General features: G+C 60.6%; 26 protein-coding genes. 11 read left to right on the top strand and 15 right to left on the bottom strand.

Annotated elements, in window-relative coordinates; genetic code table 11:
• Positions 1 to 47 precede the first annotated feature (47 nt).
• From D3P04_RS04005 to D3P04_RS03980, 6 genes are all read right to left on the bottom strand, one after another.
• Positions 48 to 464, bottom strand: coding sequence for a DUF3597 domain-containing protein (locus D3P04_RS04005; RefSeq protein ID WP_119746176.1), 417 nt, complete (start codon positions 462 to 464; stop codon positions 48 to 50).
• A 106-nt stretch (positions 465 to 570) separates the two neighbouring features.
• Positions 571 to 1,518 (bottom strand): cation diffusion facilitator family transporter, encoded by a 948-nt coding sequence (locus D3P04_RS04000; RefSeq protein ID WP_119746174.1) that lies wholly within the window; start codon positions 1,516 to 1,518, stop codon positions 571 to 573.
• 12 nt (positions 1,519 to 1,530) lie between these two features.
• A complete protein-coding gene (polA, locus tag D3P04_RS03995) occupies positions 1,531 to 4,332 on the bottom strand; it encodes a DNA polymerase I (RefSeq protein ID WP_119746172.1) in 2,802 nt (933 codons plus the stop codon).
• Between the two features lie 78 nt (positions 4,333 to 4,410).
• Complete coding sequence (locus D3P04_RS03990; protein ID WP_147391880.1) at positions 4,411 to 4,773, bottom strand: putative signal transducing protein; 363 nt, start codon at positions 4,771 to 4,773, stop codon at positions 4,411 to 4,413.
• 67 nt (positions 4,774 to 4,840) lie between these two features.
• A complete protein-coding gene (locus D3P04_RS03985) occupies positions 4,841 to 5,170 on the bottom strand; it encodes a GNAT family N-acetyltransferase (protein ID WP_119746169.1) in 330 nt (109 codons plus the stop codon).
• Position 5,171: 1 nt separating this feature from the next.
• Positions 5,172 to 6,683, bottom strand: a complete 1,512-nt coding sequence (locus tag D3P04_RS03980; protein WP_119746517.1) for a VOC family protein — start codon at positions 6,681 to 6,683, stop codon at positions 5,172 to 5,174.
• Positions 6,684 to 6,841: 158 nt separating this feature from the next.
• On the opposite strand from D3P04_RS03980, the gene D3P04_RS03975 reads away from it, so the two are divergent.
• The 5 genes from D3P04_RS03975 to D3P04_RS03955 all read left to right on the top strand — a co-directional run bounded on the left by D3P04_RS03975 (position 6,842) and on the right by D3P04_RS03955 (position 9,955).
• A complete protein-coding gene (locus D3P04_RS03975) occupies positions 6,842 to 7,777 on the top strand; it encodes a pirin family protein (RefSeq protein WP_119746167.1) in 936 nt (311 codons plus the stop codon).
• Positions 7,778 to 7,865: 88 nt separating this feature from the next.
• Complete coding sequence (locus D3P04_RS03970; protein ID WP_119746166.1) at positions 7,866 to 8,318, top strand: GAF domain-containing protein; 453 nt, start codon at positions 7,866 to 7,868, stop codon at positions 8,316 to 8,318.
• Complete coding sequence (locus D3P04_RS03965; protein WP_119746164.1) at positions 8,308 to 8,688, top strand: GFA family protein; 381 nt, start codon at positions 8,308 to 8,310, stop codon at positions 8,686 to 8,688. The genes D3P04_RS03970 and D3P04_RS03965 overlap by 11 nt, the downstream gene beginning before the upstream one ends.
• Positions 8,685 to 9,311, top strand: a complete 627-nt coding sequence (locus tag D3P04_RS03960; protein ID WP_119746162.1) for a LysE family translocator — start codon at positions 8,685 to 8,687, stop codon at positions 9,309 to 9,311. The genes D3P04_RS03965 and D3P04_RS03960 overlap by 4 nt, the downstream gene beginning before the upstream one ends.
• A complete protein-coding gene (locus D3P04_RS03955) occupies positions 9,308 to 9,955 on the top strand; it encodes a pseudouridine synthase (protein ID WP_119746160.1) in 648 nt (215 codons plus the stop codon). The genes D3P04_RS03960 and D3P04_RS03955 overlap by 4 nt, the downstream gene beginning before the upstream one ends.
• Before the next feature lie 41 nt (positions 9,956 to 9,996).
• Here D3P04_RS03955 and D3P04_RS03950 read toward each other — a convergent pair whose 3' ends face one another.
• From D3P04_RS03950 to D3P04_RS03935, 4 genes are all read right to left on the bottom strand, one after another.
• Entirely contained in the window at positions 9,997 to 10,974 is a 978-nt protein-coding gene (locus tag D3P04_RS03950; RefSeq protein ID WP_119746158.1) for a beta-ketoacyl-ACP synthase III, read from the bottom strand.
• A complete protein-coding gene (plsX, locus tag D3P04_RS03945; RefSeq protein ID WP_119746156.1) occupies positions 10,971 to 12,080 on the bottom strand; it encodes a phosphate acyltransferase PlsX in 1,110 nt (369 codons plus the stop codon). Before plsX ends, D3P04_RS03950 begins: the two co-directional genes overlap by 4 nt.
• A 22-nt stretch (positions 12,081 to 12,102) precedes the next feature.
• Positions 12,103 to 12,309, bottom strand: coding sequence for a 50S ribosomal protein L32 (gene rpmF / locus D3P04_RS03940; protein ID WP_119746154.1), 207 nt, complete (start codon positions 12,307 to 12,309; stop codon positions 12,103 to 12,105).
• 232 nt (positions 12,310 to 12,541) lie between these two features.
• Positions 12,542 to 13,072, bottom strand: a complete 531-nt coding sequence (locus tag D3P04_RS03935) for a YceD family protein (RefSeq protein WP_119746152.1) — start codon at positions 13,070 to 13,072, stop codon at positions 12,542 to 12,544.
• A gap of 151 nt (positions 13,073 to 13,223) precedes the next feature.
• On the opposite strand from D3P04_RS03935, the gene D3P04_RS03930 reads away from it, so the two are divergent.
• The 5 genes from D3P04_RS03930 (at position 13,224) to D3P04_RS03910 (ending at position 16,896) form a co-directional block, all read left to right on the top strand.
• The gene (locus D3P04_RS03930) at positions 13,224 to 13,673 is read left to right on the top strand and encodes an outer membrane protein assembly factor BamE (RefSeq protein WP_119746150.1); all 450 of its coding nucleotides are present in this window, start codon (positions 13,224 to 13,226) and stop codon (positions 13,671 to 13,673) included.
• Between the two features lie 7 nt (positions 13,674 to 13,680).
• A complete protein-coding gene (locus tag D3P04_RS03925) occupies positions 13,681 to 14,418 on the top strand; it encodes an SseB family protein (RefSeq protein WP_119746148.1) in 738 nt (245 codons plus the stop codon).
• 65 nt (positions 14,419 to 14,483) lie between these two features.
• On the top strand, positions 14,484 to 15,176 hold the full coding sequence (locus tag D3P04_RS03920) for a CDP-alcohol phosphatidyltransferase family protein (protein ID WP_119746146.1): 693 nt from the start codon (positions 14,484 to 14,486) through the stop codon (positions 15,174 to 15,176).
• 58 nt (positions 15,177 to 15,234) lie between these two features.
• Entirely contained in the window at positions 15,235 to 16,209 is a 975-nt protein-coding gene (gene mbfA / locus D3P04_RS03915) for an iron exporter MbfA (RefSeq protein WP_119746144.1), read from the top strand.
• 18 nt (positions 16,210 to 16,227) lie between these two features.
• On the top strand, positions 16,228 to 16,896 hold the full coding sequence (locus D3P04_RS03910) for a nitroreductase family protein (protein WP_119746142.1): 669 nt from the start codon (positions 16,228 to 16,230) through the stop codon (positions 16,894 to 16,896).
• 61 nt (positions 16,897 to 16,957) lie between these two features.
• Here D3P04_RS03910 and D3P04_RS03905 read toward each other — a convergent pair whose 3' ends face one another.
• The 4 genes from D3P04_RS03905 to D3P04_RS03890 form a co-directional block, all read right to left on the bottom strand.
• The gene (locus D3P04_RS03905) at positions 16,958 to 17,380 is read right to left on the bottom strand and encodes a thioredoxin family protein (RefSeq protein ID WP_119746140.1); all 423 of its coding nucleotides are present in this window, start codon (positions 17,378 to 17,380) and stop codon (positions 16,958 to 16,960) included.
• Positions 17,381 to 17,407: 27 nt separating this feature from the next.
• Positions 17,408 to 18,121, bottom strand: coding sequence for a cytochrome c biogenesis CcdA family protein (locus tag D3P04_RS03900; protein WP_119746138.1), 714 nt, complete (start codon positions 18,119 to 18,121; stop codon positions 17,408 to 17,410).
• A 135-nt stretch (positions 18,122 to 18,256) separates the two neighbouring features.
• Entirely contained in the window at positions 18,257 to 18,799 is a 543-nt protein-coding gene (gene mog, locus D3P04_RS03895; RefSeq protein ID WP_119746136.1) for a molybdopterin adenylyltransferase, read from the bottom strand.
• Entirely contained in the window at positions 18,796 to 20,025 is a 1,230-nt protein-coding gene (locus D3P04_RS03890; protein WP_119746134.1) for an argininosuccinate synthase, read from the bottom strand. The genes mog and D3P04_RS03890 overlap by 4 nt, the downstream gene beginning before the upstream one ends.
• A gap of 207 nt (positions 20,026 to 20,232) precedes the next feature.
• On the opposite strand from D3P04_RS03890, the gene ilvA reads away from it, so the two are divergent.
• Entirely contained in the window at positions 20,233 to 21,480 is a 1,248-nt protein-coding gene (gene ilvA / locus D3P04_RS03885; protein WP_119746516.1) for a threonine ammonia-lyase IlvA, read from the top strand.
• Between the two features lie 44 nt (positions 21,481 to 21,524).
• On the opposite strand, the gene D3P04_RS03880 is transcribed toward ilvA, so the two are convergent.
• Positions 21,525 to 21,986: an NUDIX domain-containing protein gene (locus D3P04_RS03880; protein ID WP_119746132.1), complete on the bottom strand. Its 462-nt coding sequence runs from the start codon at positions 21,984 to 21,986 to the stop codon at positions 21,525 to 21,527.
• Positions 21,987 to 22,077 lie beyond the last annotated feature (91 nt).

Below are 22,077 nucleotides of genomic sequence, written 5' to 3'. Positions count from 1 at the left end.
AAGGCCGCACCCGAAGATGCGGCCCTGTAACCCGGATCCGTCCGGATTCAGAGATCGGCAGGCACTTTGCCGCCATTCTCTTTCAGCTTCTGGATCACCTGCTTGTGCAGCCAGGTATTCATCTCTGCCGAACCGTTCAGTTCGCCGGTATACCCCAGTTCCTGCGCCAACTCCTTGCGGTGATCAAGGCTGCTGTCCAGTCCGAGTGCTTTCATCAGATCGACGATCGAATTCCGCCAGTTCAGCGTCTGCCCGGATTTTTGCACCGCTCCGTCAAGCACTGCCGCGACATCGACCGCAGCACCGGATGATTGTGGCGCTTTCGCGGCTTCAGGTGCCTTGTCTGCCGGAGCGTCTGCCGGAGTCTTGGCAGCGGGTTCGGTGGCGGGCCGGGCCGCAGGATCGGCTTCTGCCGCTTCGGCTTCGCCCCAGATTGCGCCTTTGATTTTGTCGAAAATGCCCATAGTCCCCTCGATTCATCCAAGATTGATGCCTGCCGCTCACAGCGGCGTGAGTAAGATAACGCAGGTTAACGCCGGATCGTGATTAATGGTTCCCGATGCCAGCGGTTTATCGCAAAGAACTCTTCGCGGGTGCCGCAACCTCATCCGCGCAGGCGCCGGGCGGCTCGACCTCGATCGTTGCATGGGCTATACCGAAATCCCGATGCAGCATGTCTTTCGCAGCGTGAATCGCCCTGGAGTAGTCGTCGGATTCGACCACCAGATGCACCGAGGCCGCATTCCTCCGCTCATCGATCTGCCACAAATGCAGGTGATGCGCGTCGCGCACCCCGGGCAGATTCCGCAATGCCTCGATCGCGGCTTCCGGATCGCTTCCCGGCGGAGCGCCCAGCATCAGCATACGGAGCACGGGCCCAAGATCCGGCAGGATATGCCACAGGATCGCACCCGAGATCGCCAGCGTCAGGATCGGATCGGCCAGATTCCAGCCAAAGGCCCAGATAAGCAGCCCGCCGATAATCACCGCCACCGATACCGCGGCATCGGCCAGATTATGCATGAATGCCGCCCGGATATTCACGCTATCCTTGGACAGCCGGTACACCAGCGCCGCTGTCCCCAGATCGATGATCAAGGCAAATGCCGCCAATCCCATGACCAACCCGCCCGCGACCTCGGGTGGATTGGCAAAACGCCCGATTGCCTCGATGGCCAGCCAGACCGAGATGGCGATCAGCGCAAGGTAATTAACGAAAGCCGCCACCACCTCTGCCCGACCCCAGCCAAAGCTCATGTCGGGCGAAGCATCGCGCCGCGCCAATCGACGCGCCCCGAAGGCAAGCACAAGCGCCAGCGCGTCGGAAAGGTTATGCACCCCGTCCGCGATCAGCGCCGTGGACCCGGCCAGCAATCCTCCGATGATCTGCGCCGCCGTCAGAACCAGATTGACGAGGACAGCCCAGCCGATCGCATGGTCACCGTGATGATGGTGATGCCCATGCCCATGCCCATGCCCATGGTCGTGCGAATGTCCGTGCCCGTGGGAATGTCCCATCACCCAATCCCGTCAATGCGCTTCGGCCCAGTTTTCTCCGATACCCGCATCCACAACCAGCGGCACCGAAAGTTTGACGGCAGGTTCGGCAGCAGCTTCCATGACCTGACGCGCGGCGGCAATGAGTTCTTCCGCGGCGCTTTCCTCGACCTCGAAAACCAGTTCGTCATGAACCTGCAACAGCATCTTCGCGGGCAGATGACGGATCGCCGCATGCATCCGTATCATTGCCCGGCGAATGATATCCGCCGCCGCACCCTGAATCGGCGCATTGATCGCCGCGCGCCGCGCGCCTCCCGCAGCCGGACCAGAGGCATTGATTCCGGGTGTATTGATCCGCCGCCCGAACAGGGTGCGAACGAAACCATGTTCTTTCGCATCCGCCACGGTCTTGTCCATATAGACGCGAATCTCGGGGAAGCGTTCGAAATAGGTATTGATGAAGGCCTGCGCTTCGGCCCGGGGGATCCGCAGATTGCGCGACAGGCCATAGCCGGAAATGCCGTAAATCACGCCGAAATTGATCGCTTTGGCCTGACGGCGTACCATCGGATCCATCCCCTCGACCGGCACATGGAACATCTGGCTGGCGGTCATGGCGTGAATGTCTATCCCGTCCCTGAATGCCTGTTTCAGCGCCGGAATATCCGCGACATGGGCGAGTATTCTCAATTCGATCTGGCTGTAATCCAGACTGACCAGACGATGCCCCGGCGTCGCCACGAATGCCTCGCGGATACGGCGGCCTTCATCGCTGCGCACCGGAATATTCTGCAGGTTGGGATCGGTAGAGGCCAGCCGCCCGGTCTGCGCTCCGGCGATGGAGTAGCTGGTATGGACCCGGCCCGTATCCGGGTTCACATGGGACTGAAGCGCATCGGTATAAGTCGATTTCAGCTTGGCCACCTGCCGCCAGTCCAGGATCCGCGCGGGCAGGTCATGACCCTCGGCCGCCAGATCCTCCAACACGTCGGCACTGGTGGAATAGGCCCCGGTCTTGCCCTGCTTGCCGCCCGACAGGCTCATCTTGTCGAACAGAATTTCACCCAGTTGCTTGGGACTGCCGACATTGAATTTTTCGCCCGCAAGCTGGTGAATTTCTTCCTCCAGTTGCGCCATTTTCTGTGCAAAGGCATTCGACATGCGCTTCAGCGTATCGCCATTGACCTTCACCCCGGCCATTTCCATATCGGCCAGAACCGGAATCATCGGACGCTCCAGCGTTTCGTAAGCGGTCGTCACCCGCTCGCTGGACAATAGCGGCGCAAAATGCTGCCACAGGCGCAATGTCACCTCGGCATCCTCGGCGGCATAGGGGGCAGCCTTGTCGATGGCGACCTGCGCAAAACCGATCTGGGACTTTCCCGAACCGATCAGCTCTTTGATAGGGATGCATTTATGGCCAAGATAACGTTCGGCCAACTCATCCATACCGTGGTTATGGGTCCCCGCATTCAATGCATAGGACATCAGCATCGTATCCGTGACCGGCGTCATGCTGATGCCGTGGCGAGCGAGGATCTTCCAGTCATATTTGACGTTCTGGCCAATCTTCAGGATCGCCGGATCCTCGAGCACGGGCTTTAATGCTGACAGCACATCGGCGGTCTCAAGTTGTCCCGGCAGCCGGTCACCGCTGCCGAACAGATCCCCCTCGCCCTCGACATGGGCCAGCGGGATATAACAGGCATCGCCCGGGCGAACGGCAAGCGAGATGCCGACAAGCCCAGCCTGCATTTCGTCAAGCCCGGTGGTTTCGGTGTCGATGGCGACATGCCCGGTTTCGCGGATATCGTCGATCCAGGCATCAAGGGCGGCAAGGTCGGACAGGGTCTGGTAGCCATTCGCCCCCATCACCGGCAAATCCGGCGCGGCCGGGGCGACGCTTGTCGGAGCAGAGACCACCGCAGGGGCCTCGACTCCCAGTTTCTCTGCCACGCGGGCGGTCAGGGTCCGGAATTCCATCCGGCTCAGGAAGTCCAGCAGCGCTTCGGATTCGGGATCGCGCACCTCCAGACTTCCCAATGAGAAATCCAGCGGTGTCTGGCAATCCAGTTGCACCAGTTTTTTCGAGATGCGGATCTGCTCGGCAAAATCGATCAGGGTCTGCCGGCGCTTGGGCTGCCTGATCTCTTCGGCCCGTTCCAGCAGGGCTTCAAGATCTCCGTATTCATTGATCAGCAAAGCGGCGGTTTTCACCCCGATTCCTGGTGCGCCGGGCACGTTATCGACCGAATCCCCGGCCAAAGCCTGCACATCCACCACGCGGTCGGGCCCGACACCAAATTTCTCGGCCACCTCATCCGGGCCGATGGCCTTGTTCTTGATCGGATCCAGCATGTTCACGCCCTGCCCGACAAGCTGCATCAGATCCTTGTCACTGCTGACAATCGTGACCGCGCCGCCCGCATCGCGGGCCTGACAGGCCAGCGTCGCGATAATATCATCGGCCTCGAATCCTTCCGTCTCGATGCAGGCGACATTGAAGGCCCGCGTCGCCTCACGGGTCAGAGGGAATTGCGGGCGCAGATCCTCGGGCAATTCCGGGCGGTTGGCCTTGTATTCCGGATAAATATCATTGCGAAAGGTTTTCGAGGAATGATCGAAAATCACCGCGACATGGGTCGGCGCGTTGCTGCCGTTCTGGTCACTGATATATTTCCACAGCATATTGCAGAAACCCGCCACCGCCCCGATCGGCAGCCCGTCGGATTTCCGGGTCAGCGGCGGAAGCGCGTGATAGGCGCGAAAAATGAACGCCGATCCATCGATCAGGTGAAGATGGCAGCCTTTGCCGAAGCCGGTCGAAGTCATGGGTCATCCTTTCGCGCTGTTATCCGGTTTTGGCACGAAGTGACGGCGGGGCAAAGGGGGCGTTGTCCCCCTTGCGGTTCAAGGATCGGCAAGCTGCGTCTCATTGCCAGTCCTGGGGCGCAGCACAAGCGCGCTGCCAAGACCGGGTGGCGGCACATGCGCCAACCACCACGCAAATGCGAAGAACACCATCGTCCGCCAGGACGGGCGGCTCCAGACCGGCATGCCCAGAGCGGTCAGGAGTTCGCCTGCTTCGCCCGCCTGCCCGGCGCGAACAAGGACTCGGACACCGCCGATCGCCTGCGACAGATTCGAGAGCGTCAGTCCGGAATGCCTGTCGGTCGCGACCGGGTCGAAGCCATGCGCTTCCAGTACGCCCATCAACATCGCAACATCCGCAGCCCCATCTCCGACCGCAATCTGTTCCATAGCGTCTGTCATGCCGCTTTCTACCGCCAATCCGACCGATATCTGACATGCAGTGGAACGGAATGGCAAGCCGTGCCGATTACTGCGGTATTTTCGGCTTTTCACCCGGCGCAGTCGTGAACAGATCGGCCCATTCGGGATGCTTGGCATATTGCGCCTGCACATAAGAGCATAGCGGAATGATGGTAAAGCCGTTCGCCCGCGCATCCTCGACCATATGACGGACCAACGCCCCCGCGGCGCCCGTGCCCCGCAGTTCTTCGGGGGCGCCGGTGTGATCGGCACTGATCCGCCCTTCTCCGCGGCGCGTAAAGGTCAGTTCGGCCTCCGCATCGATTCCCGCGACATGCGCCACATAGCGACCATGCCGGTTGTCGATGTCCTCCTTGGTGATGGTAATATCCGCCATCCTATTCTCCTTTCAGCCAATCCTGTACAATCGCCACATCATCCTGCGTGATTTCATGGCCCGCGGAAACCGAGCGCGCGTCAAGATCGGCGCCGCTCGCCTTCAGCCAATCATTCAGACGCGCAGCATATGGCCCATAAGGATCCCGTGCACCGGTCACCGTCAAGACCCGTGTTCCGCTTATGCTGCTTACCGGCAAATCCTCCAGCGCGGCCATCGCACGCAACAGGACGGCCCGGCGCAGCAGCCCCGGATGCAGCGCCATCACCGCCGCCGCGAAATTCGCGCCGTTGGAATATCCCAATACGGTCATGCGCTCCGGGTCCAGATCATAGGCCGCAATCGCACCATGCCAGAACGCCTCGAAAGCGGCCGCCTCGGCACGGATATCGTCCTGATCGAAACTGGTCATGGTAATGCGGCGGAAGAACCGCGGCATACCCTCTTCGTTCGACCGTCCGCGCACCCCCAGCAAACGCGCCGCCGGCGCGATCTGATGCGCAAGCGGCATCAGATCGGCCTCATCCCTGCCCGAACCAGGCAGCAGGATCAGGGCAGAACCATCCGTTGTGTCGGGCTGGTAGATACGGTGGATAAAGGGAAGCTCTCTCATCGGAATCCTTTCCTCGCCCGGACGGGCGAATTGCGGAAGTGACACGCGCAGATCATCCGCGCGGCCCGCAAAATGCGGAGGGATCATCAGCGTCTCACCCAACCGGGCCTCATCCACGCCCATGCCGGGACCGTCGGTCGCCAGTTCGATCAGGATACCGGCGGGTTCGCGGACATAAAGCGAGGTGAAATATTTTCGATCATGCAGCGTAACCTCGCCGCTGTTCAGGCGCGACAATTCGGCATGATGCGCCGCGATCGCGTCGGTGTCGGCCATCCGAAAGGCGACATGATCAATCACGCCGCTGCCGGGAATGCTTGGGACAAAGCCCGAAGCATCGCGAATATCGACGGCGTCGCTGTCCGAGATCAGCCTTACGACGCCTCCTTCCACCGGCCCGGGCCGATAGCCGAAACGGCCAAGGAAAGCCACCGTCTGTTCGGGCAGTTCCGACCATAACGTGACCGAGCGCAACCGCTGCGGCGCGTCAGGCCAGCCCTGATCCGGCACATCCGTCCCGACCAGCTTGACGATGATCCCGTCCGGATCTTTCAGCCGCAGAACCGGCTCACCGAATTCGCGGGCAGGTCCCTCGACAGGCAGCTGGTGCTGCATGGCGCGGGTCAGCCAGTCCCCGATCCGAGCGCGCGGAATGGAAAGGGCGATCTCGGCCACCTGTCCATGCCCTACACGTCCGGCGGCTCCATCCTGCCAGATCAGAAAACTGACCAGGCTTCCCGGATCACCTGCCGCATTGCCGTAAAACAGATGCAACTGCTCGGCATCCTCGAAACCCGCGCTTTGCTTGACCAGCGAAAGTCCCAGGAATCCCATCCAGAAATCGACATTCGCCTGAACATCGCGGGTGATCGCCGTCACATGATGAATACCGCTGGTCATGACCCGGGCTCCTTTCTGCCTGCGTGTAAGATGCGCCATCTGCCGGCCCGCTGCCAGCGGCGTGACAGCCAACCCGGCGTTCGCGAATCCAGAACGTGTTTCCTCTTGGCCGTTCGCGAAAATCGGCCCATTCTGATCAATATCACAAGGAGGCACCTATGAGTTGGAACCCCGCACTGGCCCCCGGCTGCCCGGACGAGATCGGACCGGATGCCATCGAGACCCTGATCGTTCCCCGCGCCCGCGACCTTGGCGATTTCGAGGTCCGCCGCGCCCTGCCCGCCCCGAAACGGCAGATGGTCGGGCCGTTCATCTTCTTCGATCAGGCCGGACCCGCCGAATTTCTGACCGGGCAAGGCGTGGATATACGCCCGCACCCGCATATCGGGCTGGGCACCGTAACCTATCTTTTTCGTGGCGATTTCCATCATCGCGACAGTACCGGCGCCGATCAGGTCATCCGTCCCGGAGAATTGAACTGGATGGTCGCAGGCAAGGGCGTCACCCATTCCGAGCGGACCTCGGCCACGGCGCGTCAGGGGCCGAACAGCCTGTACGGAATTCAGACATGGATCGCGCTGCCGGAAAGTCACGAAGACATTGCCCCCACATTCGAGCATCATGGCAAGGGCACCCTGCCCGAAATTCACGATGAAGGCATCGAGGCCCGGCTGATCCTGGGTCGCGCTTATGGCGAAACTGCCCCGGCCAAAATGTATTCCGACAGCTTTTATCTCGACGTAACTCTGGCGGCTCGGGCGCGTTTTCCCTTGCCCAAGGATCACGAAGATCGCGGGCTTTACATCACCGAGGGATCGATCCGTATCGCCGGACAGGAATTCGAGGCCGGGCAGATGATGGTCTTTCGTCCCGGCGACGAGATCACCGTGGCGGCAGGCGATCGCGGTGCAAGGCTGATGGCCCTTGGCGGCGAAACGCTGAACGGTCCTCGGTATATATGGTGGAATTTTGTCGCATCCTCGCGCGAAAAGATCGAAGAGGCAAAGCGCGAATGGCGCGAGGCCCGCTGGGGTCAGGGGCAATTCGACCTGCCACCTGAAGATCAGGACGAGTTCATCCCGCTTCCGGATTGATCGGCTTGCCGAGGTCTCTTCTCATCTTCCTGCAAGGAATATCCGGGCGGGGCTTCTCGCTGCCGCTTCGCCAGAGTAAAGAGATGATATGGTTGATTACGATGCATTACGCGCACGAATCCGCGCCCTGACCCAAGGCGAAACCGATGAGGTTGCGCTTATGGCCACGTTGGCCTGCGAAATCCACAATTCGGACGATCGTTTCGACTGGACCGGATTTTATCGCGTTGTCGCGCCTGAACTGCTGAAGATCGGCCCCTATCAGGGTGGTCATGGCTGCCTTGTCATCCCGTTCTCGCGCGGGGTGTGCGGTGCGGCGGCACGCAGCGGCGAGGTTCAGATCGTCGCTGATGTCGAGGCATTTCCGGGTCATATCGCCTGCTCCAGCACGACCCGCTCGGAAATCGTATTGCCGGTATCCGGCAAGAGCGGACGGTTGATTGGCGTGCTGGATATCGACAGCAACCGCGCAGATGCCTTCGGACAACAGGACGCCACGCGGCTGGCAGAGATATTGGAGGAAGTTTTCGATGGGGTCTGAATTTACCGGGCATTGCCTGTGCGGAGACGTGCGCTTTCGCGGGCAATGGGATGACGCCGGATACAGCGCGTGCCATTGCGGTCAGTGCCGTCGCTGGTCCGGCCATCTCTGGGCCAGTGCGGTTGCGCGCACATTGACCATCGATGGACCGGTGAGATGGTATCGCTCTTCCGACGAGGCAGAGCGCGGCTTTTGTCCGGAATGTGGCAGCAGTCTGTTCTGGCGGATGATCGGCTCGGACCAGACGGCCGTGGCATCGGGAGCAGTGGATGAACCCACGGGTTTGCAGCTGACCGGGCATATATTCGTGACCGACAAGGGGGACTATTACGAGATCGCAGATGGTCTGCCGCAAGAGGCGCAACCGTGATCTGGGAAACATTGGCCAATATTCCGTTGGCGCAGCTCATGACCTTCATCGCGGGCGGGCTGGTGCTGAATTTCGCACCCGGTCAGGACGTGTTCTTCGCCAGCGCCTGCGGTATTCAGGGCGGACCAAAGGCCGGAATACTGGCCGGTCTGGGGGTTGGTCTGGGCGTATTGATGCATCTGACCATGGCGACGGTCGGGCTGGGGGCAATCGTCGCCACGCATCCCGGCATCTTGACGGCAATCAAATATGTCGGTGCCGCCTATCTTCTGTGGCTTGCGTGGAAAAGCTGGACCGCGGGGCCAGTGGACCCTTCGGCGAAAGGCAGTGTGCGGCCCTGGAACATCATTCGTCGGGGCTTTCTGTCCAATGCGATGAATCCCAAGCCGGTGCTGTTCCTGCTGGCATTCCTGCCTCAGTTCACGAATCCGGCCTGGGGGCCGGTCTGGCAGCAGATACTGGGACTTGGGCTGATCTTCATTGTGACCGGGACCATCGTCACGATGGGGTATGGTATCGTTGGCGGACTTGCAGGTCAGGTGATCGGAAAGCGGCTTGGGCTGGTCAACCGGATCGCGGCATTCATGTATGCCGGACTGGCGCTGCGCCTCGTGGCGAAATGATATCTGTTTACGCGCCACCCTCGGATCCGCCCGAGGTTATCCATGCCGATCATGAAATTCTGGTCGTGGCGAAGCCTTCTGGCCTGCTTTCGGTTCCCGGACGGGGCCCCGACAAAGCGGACTGCCTGATCGAGCGGCTGCGCGGCGCCTTTCCGACCGTGCTGCTGGTGCACCGGCTGGATCTGGATACATCCGGCGTGATGATCTTTGGCCTGACTCCGCATGCACAGCGATTCCTGTCGAAGCAATTCGAGGAAAGGCAGGTCAAGAAAACCTATATCGCCCGCGTATATGGGCGGCTGGAGCCGAAAACCGGCCGGGTCGATCTGCCTCTGATCGTGGATTGGCCCAACCGGCCCCGGCAAAAGGTCGATCACACCGAAGGACGGCCCGCGCAAACGGATTGGCGCGTCATCCGCGCCTCGGATGATGAAAGCAGGGTGCGGTTATTTCCATTGACCGGGCGCAGCCATCAGCTTCGGGTGCATATGGCCGAGACAGGACATGCCATCCTTGGCGATCCCCTTTACGCGACGGGGGAAGCTGCGGATTTTTCAAGATTGATGCTCCATGCCGAGGGCCTGCGCATCAGGCATCCCGATAGCGGAGTACAGCAAAGTTTCAGCCTGCCCGCCCCGTTCTGACGCCCCGCGTTTCCCGGCCCACGATTCGCTGGGCGGGTTCCCTACCAGCGAAGGATCGCAGATCCCCAGCTTAACCCGCCGCCGATGGCTTCGGTCACAAGAAGATCTCCGGGTTTGAACCGGCCCTCGTCATTCGCAACGGACAGGGCAAGCGGGATCGAAGCGGCCGAGGTGTTGCCATGATCCGCGACAGTCAGGACAACCTTCTCCATCGGTAGGCCCATCTTCTGCGCCGTGGCCGAAATGATTCGCAGATTGGCCTGATGCGGCACCAGCCAATCGACATCCGCCGGGGCCAGACCGGCCTTGTCCAGAGCGGCATGCGCCGTCTTGGTCAGCTTTTCGACCGCATGACGGAAAACCAGATTGCCCTGCATCCGCAGCTGCCCTGCAGTCCCGGTCGTCGAAACGCCGCCATCGACATACAGCAATTCGCGATACTGGCCGTCACTGTTCATGTCGCAGGCAAGGATGCCGCGGTCACTGTTATCCCCCTTGCCCTCCTGCGCTTCCAGAACGACTGCACCCGCACCGTCGCCGAACAACACGCAGGTACTGCGATCGCTCCAGTCCATGATCCGCGAAAATGTTTCCGAGCCGATGACCAGAAGCCGATCGGCCTGCCCCGAGCGGATCAGGGCGTCGGCATTGGCAAGCGCAAAGACGAAGCCGGCACAAACGGCCTGAACATCAAAGGCAAAGCCTCGGGTCATTCCCAGTCCGGATTGCACGATGGTCGCCACTGCCGGAAAGGTCAAATCCGGTGTCGAGGTCGCAAGCACGATTCCGTCCAGATCCTCCGGCCTCAATCCCGCCTTGTCCAATGCGGCGCGACCGGCGCGGATTCCCAGATCGCCGGTGGTCTCTCCTTCTGCCGCGAAATGCCGCCGCTCGATGCCGGTGCGTGTGCGGATCCATTCATCGGACGTGTCCAGCTTGTCTTCGAACCAGCTGTTCTCGACCACTCTTTCGGGCAGATAATGTCCTGTTCCGGTAATGACCGCGCGCCTTGTTGTCACGATGTGGCTTCTCCTGATTCCGTGCCCAAGGGCAGAGTGGCGGCGCTTTGGGCGACACGGGCGGCCAAGCGGTCCTGAAAACCGGATTTGGTCAACTGAAATGCCAGCTTGATCGCCGCAGAAACGCCCGTGGCATCGGCAGAGCCGTGCGACTTCACGACAGTGCCGTTCAGTCCAAGAAATATCCCGCCATTGACGCGGCGCGGGTCAATTCTTTTCTGCAAACGCTTGAGCGAGGTCATCGCCAATAAAGCCGCGAATTTGGACAAGATCGAATTGGCGAATGCCTGACGCAGGAACTCACCGACCAGTTTCGCCGTGCCTTCCCCGGTCTTGAGCGCGATATTGCCCGTAAATCCATCAGTCACGATGACATCGACGCGCGCGGACGGAAGATCGCCCCCTTCGACGAAACCGACATAGCGGAAATGCCCCGCCTCGGCGGCGGCGGCGATCAGGTCGTTGGCATGTTTCAGTTCTGCCCGGCCCTTATGTTCTTCGGTGCCGACATTCAGAAGCCCGATTCGCGGATCGGGAATGTCCAGACCGTTGCGGGCATAAGATGCACCCATCAACGCGTATTTCAGGAGATCAGATGCATCGGCACGGATATCGGCGCCCACATCCAGCATGACATTGAAGCCGCCCGAATTCTGCGACGGCCACAGGCAAGCGATCGCCGGGCGGTTCACGCCCGGCAATTTCCGCAGCCGCAACATCGACAGCGCCATCAGCGCCCCGGTATTGCCGCAGGACACAGCGGCCCCCGCTTCTCCGGCGCGAACCGATTCGAGGGCGGACCACATCGAGGTATCACTGCCCTTGCGCACGATCTGACTGGGCTTGTCGTCCATCTTCACCACGCCTTCGGCATGGCGGATATCACAGCGGCCGACCAATTCCTTGCGCCGAGAGATCAGGCGGCCAAGCTGGCTTTCATCACCATGCACGACAAACCGTATCTCGGGATTCTTCATGGCGCTTTCGGCCATGCCGGCGACGACCACCGCGGGGCCACGATCGCCCCCCATGGCGTCAACCGAAATCACCACGCTTCCCCCTTCTCCAGAGGCGCATGGTGCCGATGTGTTCGGTTCGGTAGTCATCAAATGGCGAAGCCGACCCCGATCAGGCCGCGTCGTCGTCGAGATCGATTTCGTCAGCCTGCGCGATCACTTCGCGGTCACCATAGTGGCCGCAAGACGAGCAAACATGATGCGGGCGTTTCAACTCGCCGCAATTCGAGCATTCATTCGGGTTTCCCGCAACCAGAGCATCATGCGCACGGCGCATGTTACGCTTGGAACGGGTTACGCGGTTCTGAGGGACAGCCATGTCACAACCTCGGTTAGCTGGGTGCCCTGCCCTTGCGGCAAGCGCACCATGTGTATTGAATTCGCAAATGAACCGCGCAGATACGCCATGACGGGCGCGCCTGCAAGCCCTTGCAGCGGTGCTTGAGCGGGAAATGTGTTCTATCCGCCGCCGTGCGCCCGGATCGTGGCGCGAAACCCACGCTTTCGCAAGAGGGTTTCATCGCCGGAGGGCGCAGAAAGGGACGATCCCGTCACTCCTGATTCCCATCGCCTTTCAGCAGTTTGTCCAGACCGGCGAATGGTCTGCGGATTTCAGGCTCTTCGGTGTCGTCCGCCTCTGCCGGCAATTCCGCATCGGGCGCGCGCGGATAATCCGGCAAGGACAGCGTCAGTTCCTCGATCATCACTTCCGTCAGGTCGATGAACTGGCCCAATGGTTCCTGCGTCTCATCCGGCATTTCGACCTCTTCACCTTCAGGTGACTGGAAATGCGGCGAATAATGGCGTTGCACGGGCTGCGAAAGATCGGTTTTCACCGGCTTCAGGGTAATAACGCATGGCTGAACCACGCGCGCCGACAATTGACCTTCCAGTCCCCATGACTCGCCACCCTCGGCCCGCACATGCCCGGAAAATTCAAGCCTGGTCAGCCGCAGAAGCCCCAGATCCTCTGCGATGGCGGCCCGGGTTTCCTCGTCTGGACGCAGAATGAAAGGCGTGGCGGCACGAGGATTCAAATGCGCGACACGCAGACGTTGCGGATGAGATTCGGGGGCGGTCATAATGGTCCTCTGGGGGCCGGCAGGCAGATCGGCATCCACAAGGATACGAAACAGCGATGCCGAACGATGATGGATATTCTTGAGCGTCGGTGACGAGTTTGCTAAGGCGGACGGGCCGCGTCAACAGTCCGAGCAAAGGGAAACCGAATTCATGGCCGCCATACGGCAGATTTTGATTCTGGGCCTAGTGGCCATTCTCGGGCTTGCAGCCTGCTCCCCGGTCTATCGCAATCACGGCTTTGTTCCGCCTGACATTGACCTGGCGCAGGTCGTTGTGGGCCAAACCACGATGGATCAGGTGCCACAGCTTATCGGACGCCCATCCGCGCAGGGGCTGCTGACCGGATCGGGTTGGTACTATGTCGGCTCGCGCTGGCGCCATTTCGGCCCCCAGAAACCGCAGGAAGTCAGTCGCGAGGTCGTGGCGATATCCTTCGATCAGCAAGGTATCGTCCGCAATGTCGAACGATTCGGACTCGAGCAGGGTCGGGTCGTCACGTTGTCACGTCGCGTGACCGATACAAGCGTGACCGAGATCTCGCTGATCGGGCAAATCCTTGGCAACCTGGGCAATTTCCAGGCCGGCGATTTCATCGACTAGGGACGGCATGACCGCGCTTGATGAACTTGCGGTGGTGCCATTCCATGACGCCGCGTCGCCTCAGCGGGCAAGGATGCTGTCGCGGCTGGCGGATACCGAATTGTCGGTTGCGCTGGCCCGCGAACCCGCTGGGGATCGGCTCGAATTGCAGATATTCCCTCTGGAGTCGGGACCGGTCGCGCTGGCCTGCGACGGTGAAGACCGGCTGGCCGGCTTTTTCGGAAAGCCGGTATCCTTTGCCGCGATGCCGGGGCGTGTGCTGGCAGGGCTGCTGCAGCAGGAGAAGGCGGGGTTGCTTGTCAATCCGGGTTTTCCCTCGGAAATGCTGCTTGATGCCGCAATGCTGCACTGGCTGACAGATGCCCTAGCAGCAACGCCCGAGACCGACGAGGCGCGATTGCGCTTGACCGCCGCCGACCCGGCGACGGTCGAGGCATTGGCCGAGCCCTTGGCAATGCGGTTTGCGGATATGAGCGGGCTCATTTCAGCAGCGGCACTTGCCGGAATAGAGGGCGAAAATGGCCCCTCCGGCCATATTCTGCTGATCGCCGGAGCCGCGACCGAACATCAGCCCGCCATCGCCAAGGCGCTTGCCGAGGCGCTTTCCTTCCTGCCCCCGCAACCCGGCGGGGTGGATATCAGCTTCTCGGATACCAGGCCGCCACAAGCCGCCCTGCGTTTCAATCTTGAATCTTCCGAAACGCCGCCCGCAGAAAAGCCGAAGGCTCCCCCGCGATTGCGCTGATCGCCGCCGGACACGCGGGGAACAAGCCTGTTGCGCGGCACTCGCGAAACTGCCAGAAACGACGAATGCAGCTACGTCACAAGGCTTTGTTGGTACATCTTCTGACCGCAACCGGTGCGGTGCTGTCCATGCTGGCGATGCTGGCGGCGGCCCAATCCGAATGGTCGCTGATGTTCCTGTGGCTGGTCGTCGCCTTCGCCGTGGACGGAATCGATGGCCCCCTGGCGCGCAGATACGACGTCAAGACGAACTGGGCCAATTATGACGGCGTGCTGATGGATCTGATCATCGATTACCTGACCTATGTCTTCATTCCGGCTTTCGCATTGTTCCGGTCCGGCCTGCTTTCGGGCTGGACGGGATGGGTCGCGATCATCGTGATCGTTTACGGCAGCGTCGTATATTTTGCCGACACTCGCATGAAAACGAATGATAATTCTTTTGCGGGCTTTCCCGGATGCTGGAACATGGTGGTGCTGGTCCTTTTCGCGGTGAAACCGCATTGGGCCGTGATCATGCTGATCGTGATCGCACTGACGATCGCCACATTCACCAATATCAAGTTCATCCACCCGGTCAGGACGGAGCGCTGGCGGATGATCTCATTACCCGTCGCGATTCTCTGGGTGATCTTCGCCGCCCGCGCCGCCTGGGTCGATTTCCATCCGTCAAGCTGGGCGAACTGGGGGCTCGTGCTGACCTCGATCTGGCTGCTGCTTGCCGGCCCGTTGCAGCAATTGCTGCCAGAGCGCAGATGACCCCTGCAATGTGATCCTTCTGCAGCGATAGACAGGCCCCTGTATAAAGAAGAATACCATGCGGATGCTGAGCAATCGAAAGAGATTTTCCGACCTGACCGAACGCGAAGTGCTGGCGCTTGCCATCTCATCCGAAGAGGATGACGCGCGAATATACCGTAACTGGGCCGAATTCCTGCGCGAAGATTACCCTGCGACGGCGGCGATTTTCGACGGCATGGGCGAGGAAGAGGATGAGCATCGCAGGATCCTGATCGATGCCTATCGGCAGCGTTTCGGTGAAGCTCTTCCGGTGATCCGGCGCGAGCATGTGGCGGGCTATTACAGCCGTCGTCCGGCATGGATGATGCAGAATCTGTCTTTGGAAACCATCCGGGGCGAGGCCGCATTGATGGAACATGATGCGGCGGAATTCTATATTCAGGCGGCGAGGGTCACGACCGATGCGGCCACGCGCAAGCTGCTGGGCGATCTGGCAGCGGCGGAACGCGGGCATGAGCATCGTGCCGAGGAACTTGCCGATGAGCATCTGACACCCAAGGCGCGCGAAGACGAAGGCGCGGTCGCATATCGGAATTTCGTGCTGACATGGGTCCAGCCGGGGCTGGCCGGGCTGATGGATGGCAGCGTTTCGACGCTTGCGCCGATTTTCGCGACGGCATTCGCCACGCAGGACACATCGACGACATTTCTGGTCGGTCTGGCCGCCAGTCTGGGCGCAGGGATAAGCATGGGCTTCACCGAGGCCGCCTCGGACGACGGAATCGTGTCGGGACGCGGATCGCCGATCCGGCGGGGCATTGCCTCGGGGGTGATGACGGCACTTGGCGGTCTGGGTCACGCCCTGCCCTATCTGATTCCGCATTTCTGGACCGCCACGATCATCGCCTGCATCGTGGTTTTCATCGAGCTTTGGGCGATCGCATGGATACAGAACCGCTGGATGCAGACCCCGTTCTGGCGGGCTGCGCTTCAGGTGGTCGTCGGCGGCGGTCTGGTATTCGCAACCGGAGTATTGATTGGCGCAGGTTGACGCCGCAGGGAGGAAAAAATGACCTACAAACCCGTTCCCTTGCCCGATCGGGTGCAGCTTTCTCCGGATATGTCGCTGGCGAAACTGCGGGACTTCCGGGATTACATGCGGCGACGGCACAGCGTACGGGACTTCGCGGATACGCCCGTCTCGCGCGAGGTGATCGAGACCTGCATCGAGGTTGCAGGAACGGCGCCTTCCGGGGCAAACCAGCAACCTTGGCATTTCGTGGTCATCGGCGATCCCGCGATGAAAGCCCGCATCCGCAAGGCGGCAGAAGAGGAAGAGCAGGCTTTTTATGCGGGCGGCGGCGGGGATGAGTGGCTCGCCGCTCTGGAACCGGTCGGCACCGGACCGGACAAGCCGCATCTGACGATCGCGCCCTGGTTGATCGTGGTTTTCGCACAGCGTTACGGACTGAGCGGCGGCGAAAAACGCAAACATTACTATGTTCCCGAAAGCGTTGGTATCGCCTGTGGAATGCTGATCGCCGCGATTCATCACGCCGGGTTGGTCACGCTGACCCATACGCCCAACCCGATGCGCTTTCTGAACGAATTATGCGGCCGGCCAGTGAATGAAAAGCCGGTGATGATCCTGCCTGTCGGCCTGCCCGCGGATGACGCGGTCGTTCCGGAAATCGCCAAGCGCAAGAAGCCACTTGGCGAGATCCTTTCGGTTTTCTGATATCCTGTCCGACATCCCGGTCCCGTTGTCGGATTGAATACCGGTTCTGTCCCGGAAACGCTTAACCCTTCAGCCCCAGATCCATCAGGGACTGGATTTTTTCCTTGGATGTTTCCGCCACGACGCGCCCCAGTTCCTCTTCTCCGCGCAGGACGACAAGGGTCGAGCGACGCGGAATATTCATCTCGCTGACGATAGGTTTGTCTTTCCACATATCCCAATCGGCCAGCATGAAGGTCATGGCCTTGTCATAAGCTGGGTCCTCTTCGCGCAGGGCCGAGATCACCCTTGCCTGCGCCGCACAGGTCGTGCACCAGCTTGCCTTGAAATCAAGAAAGACGGTTTCGCCATTTGCCAATGCCTGCTCAAGCGCCTTGGGGTCGTAAATCACAAAATCATTTTCAGGCGTCTTATTCGCGAGCGTGACATGGGGCAGCGCAAATGTCAGGGCAGTACAGACGGTCAGAAAATTTCGGCGTTTCATGATTGGTAATCCTTCCTTGGTTGAAAATCAGATCGAGACAGAAAGATCCTGCAACCAGATCGGTAGATACTGGACGGCAAGAAATTCGAGATATTGAACGAACCCGGACATCAGGGCGATTCCGACAAGGATGAAGATGATCCCGATGACCGGTCGCGCCCTTATCGCCAATGCCTGCGCCCTTGCGCGGTTGCGCATCAGAAGATCGCGGGCGCCATATCCAAGCGCGAGGATCAGCGTGGCGACCCCGAAGGAAAATGCCAGCATGATCGCCCCTGCCTGAAACAGGCTTTCACCACTGCTGGCCAGGGCAATCGCCCCGCCAAGTGTCGGCCCGATGCAGGGGCTCCATGCGGCGCCAAGCAATGCGCCGCCTAAAGCCTGCCCCATCAGGCCGTGATTCCGGGTCTGGTCGATCCGGGCATCCGCGCGGGCGGCAAGCCCGGCAGTCGCGGTCTGGAACACGGTACCTGCCTGCGGCAGCAGCAATGCCGCGCCGAACAGCATCATGCCGATAGCCGCGATCATATTCAGCCTTTCCTCGGTCAGGCCAAGCGCCTGGCCGAAAGCCGCGACGAACAGGCCAAGAATGACAAAGGAAACGCTCATCCCGGCGGCCATCGCCACGGGGCCAAGCCGGTGTTGTCCCAGCGCCGAACCGATGACGATGGGCAGAACCGGCAGCACGCAGGGATTGATAAGCGTCAGCAAACCCGCGAGATAGGCAAAAATCAATGTCATCCTGTTCTCCTTTGCATGGAGATACGGATGTCCATTCGATGCCGTTACAAGGGCCGCCTCACGTTTCCGAGATGCATCCTGATCCCCTGTAATCCGCCCTCCGCCGTGGCCAAGGGCATTCTGTCCGTCCCGGCATCACGCGCCTTTCGGCCGGAACGCCCCGATCTTCGCCGGGTCGGTTTCGATCCGGGCGGCACCGATCAGATCAAGGCAATAGGGTACCGCCGCGAAGACCGCATTCATGCAGGTCGCGATCGCAGAGGGTTTGCCGGGGATGGTGATGATCAGGGTTTCTCCCCGGATCACCGCCGTCTGACGCGAAAGAATCGCGGTCGGCACCTCGGTCAGCGAGGCGCGGCGCATTTCCTCGCCGAACCCCGGCAGTTCCTTGTCGGCCACATCCATGACCGCCTCGGGGGTCTGATCGCGGGGCGCGGGGCCGGTGCCGCCGGTCACAAGGATCAGATCGGCGCCATTATCGGCCAGTTCACGCAGCTTCACGGCAACGCATTCGCGGCCATCCGGGATGATATGGCGGTCGATCTCGATGGGTGAGACGACCACGTCACGCAACCAGGTTTCGGCCCCCGGACCGCCCTTGTCCTCATATTCGCCGCGCGACGCCCGGTCGCTGACCGTGACAATCGCGATCCGGGCAGTCAGGCGCTGTTCGCTCATGGCTTGAAACGGGCGTTGCGGTTGCTGATCAGTTTCAGCCGCAGCGCATTCAGGCGAATGAATCCCGCCGCATCCTTCTGATCATAAGCGCCCGCATCGTCTTCGAAGGTCACATGCGCCTCGGAATAAAGCGAATGATCCGACCAGCGGGCCACGGTCCGCGCCAGCCCTTTATAGAGTTTCAGCCGCACCGTGCCGGTCACATGCTCTTGCGACTTGTCGATCAGGGCCTGCAACATCTCGCGCTCGGGCGAGAACCAGAAACCGTTATAGATCAGTTCCGCATATTGCGGCATGATCTGGTCTTTCAGATGCCCTGCCCCGCGATCCAGCGTGATCTGCTCGATCCCGCGATGCGCCTCAAGCAGAATGGTGCCGCCCGGAGTTTCATAGACGCCGCGCGACTTCATCCCGACGAAACGGTTCTCGACCAGATCGAGGCGGCCGATACCGTGCCTGCGGCCATATTCGTTCAACGCGGTCAGAAGCGTGGCCGGAGACATCGCCTCGCCATTGATCGCCACCGGATCGCCCTTCTCGAAACCGATCTCGATGAATTCCGGCTGATCGGGGGCGTTTTCCGGATGATCGGTGCGTTGATAGACGTAATCCGGCGCTTCCTCGCCCGGATCCTCCAGCACTTTTCCTTCGGACGAGGTATGCAGAAGATTCGCGTCCACGCTGAACGGCGCCTCGCCCCGCTTATCCTTGGCGATGGGAATCTGGTTCTGTTCGGCGAATTCCAGCAGCCTGGTCCGTGAAGTCAAATCCCATTCGCGCCATGGCGCAATGACCTTGATCGCGGGATCAAGCGCATAAGCGGCGATCTCGAAGCGCACCTGATCGTTTCCCTTGCCGGTCGCACCATGGGCAACCGCATCGGCGCCATGCTCTTGCGCGATCTCGACCAAGCGCTTGGAAATCAGTGGACGCGCAATCGAGGTGCCAAGAAGATACTGCCCTTCATAGACCGCATTGGCCCGAAACATCGGGAAAACGAAATCGCGGGTGAATTCCTCGCGCAGATCCTCGATATGGATATTCTCGGGCTTGATGCCCAGCATCTCGGCCTTCTTGCGGGCAGGCTCCAGTTCTTCGCCCTGCCCCAGATCGGCCGTAAATGTGATGACCTCGCAACCATATTCGGTCTGAAGCCATTTCAGGATGATCGAGGTGTCGAGCCCGCCCGAATAGGCAAGGACGACTTTTTTCGGCGCGTCGGACATGCGTTCAACCTTTTGTCAATTTTCCCGGGGAATAAGCCTCTTTCGCGGCTGTCACAAGAGCAGGCGCCGGTTTAACTGCCGGTTTCGCACCGCGATGGCCATTTCACGAGAATATTTGCCGCCGGGACCCGGCACTTTACATCGGATCCGCCCCTATCACGCAACGCCCCCTTGCCAATTCCGTTCATTCGCGGCATGGGCAAGACCATGGAAAACTTCGCTCAATCCGTCCGTCAGGCCGAGGCCGCGCTACGCGACCTGTTCGAGCCGACTCCGCTTCAACGCAATGACCATCTTTCTGCGAATTTCGGCGCCGATATCTGGCTCAAGCGCGAGGATCTGACCCCGGTCCGCAGTTACAAGCTGCGCGGCGCCTATAACGCCATGCGCAAGCTGATCGAAAGCGGCGCGGGCAGCAATGCGCATGTCGTCTGTGCAAGCGCGGGCAATCATGCTCAGGGCGTGGCCTATGCCTGCCGCCATTTCGGCGCGCGTGGCACGATCTTCATGCCGGTCACGACTCCGAAGCAGAAGATCGACAAGACCCGGATCTTTGGCGGCGACTCCATCGAGATCGTGCTGACCGGCGATTATTTCGACCAGACATTGGCGACCTCGCAGTCATTCGCGACCGAACATGGCGCCCAATTCCTAAGCCCCTTCGATGCCGCCGACGTGATCGAGGGGCAGGCAACGCTGGGTCTGGAACTGCTGGAACAACTGGGTCATGCGCCAGATCTTGTTGTCTTGCCCGTGGGCGGCGGTGGCATGTCCTCGGGCGTGGTCCGATATCTGGGCGAAACCGCACCCGAAACCGGCTTCGCCTTTGCCGAACCCCTTGGCGGGGCCTGCCTGCACGCGGCATTGAAAACCGGCGCGCCCGTCGCCCTGCCCGCCATAGATACATTTGTCGATGGGGCAGCCGTCGCCCGCATCGGCGGCCTGCCATTCGAAACCCTGTCCCGCTTCTCGCCCGAGGATGTGCATATCGCGCCCGAGGATCGCATCTGCCGCACCATGCTGGAGATGCTGAATGTCGAGGGGATCGTGCTTGAGCCATCCGGCGCGCTTGCCATCGACGTCTTGTCCGATATCGGCGATCTGACCGGCAAGACGGTGGTCTGCGTCTGTTCCGGCGGAAATTTCGATTTCGAGCGGCTTCCCGAAGTGAAGGAGCGCGCGCAGCGCTTCTCGGGCGTCAAGAAATATTTCGTGCTTCGGATGCCGCAGCGGCCCGGCGTGTTACGCGATTTTCTTCAGCTTCTTGGCCCGGACGACGATGTCTCACGCTTCGAATATCTCAAGAAATCCGCCCGCAACTTCGGGTCGGTGCTGATCGGGATCGAAACCAGCGAACCGGCCAATCTGATCGCTTTGATGGAGCGTCTGGACCACTCCGAATTCACCTATCGCGACATTACCAGCGACGATTTGCTTTCGGAATTGCTCGTATAACCACAGATTTTGCTCTGCCGGAGGTCATGGAACCCCGGCGGGCATCACGACCGCCGCCTTTTCCCGCCATAGCGCAGCGCGATCGTCAGCATCTCCCTTGCACCCGGATCGGCAAGCATGGCTGCCGCCCGTCCGGCAGGAAACCAATGCGCTTCATGGCCGGGCTCGGTTGGTGCCGACACTTGCATGACCGGGCGCGCAATCCAGACCGAGCACAGCTTTTCCGCGTAAAACCCATATTCCGGCATGAAACAAAACCTTCGATAGGCCCCAACCCTCCGTGGCGGGGCTATCGTCCAGCCGGTTTCTTCCATAACCTCGCGATGCAGCGCGTAAATCGAAGCCTCGCCAGGATCTATCCCCCCTCCCGGAAGCTGGAATTCAGGCTCGGCCCCATCCTGATATGTCAGCAAGATCCGTCCCTCACGTAACAGGACGGCATAGGCTCCGGGTCTGCGTCGATATTGCCGCCCCGGCTCGGGGGTTGCGCCAAAACGTGGGATCATCGGCTTTTTCTTTGCAAGAACTGAAACGCTCGACGCAGGCACGGCGCCTGACAACCCACAGCACATGGAGGCCCATCCATCCGCTTTCCGG

Source organism: Paracoccus onubensis (genome assembly GCF_003591515.1).
GTDB lineage: Bacteria > Pseudomonadota > Alphaproteobacteria > Rhodobacterales > Rhodobacteraceae > Paracoccus > Paracoccus onubensis.
This window is presented reverse-complemented; position numbering and strand designations above follow the sequence as displayed.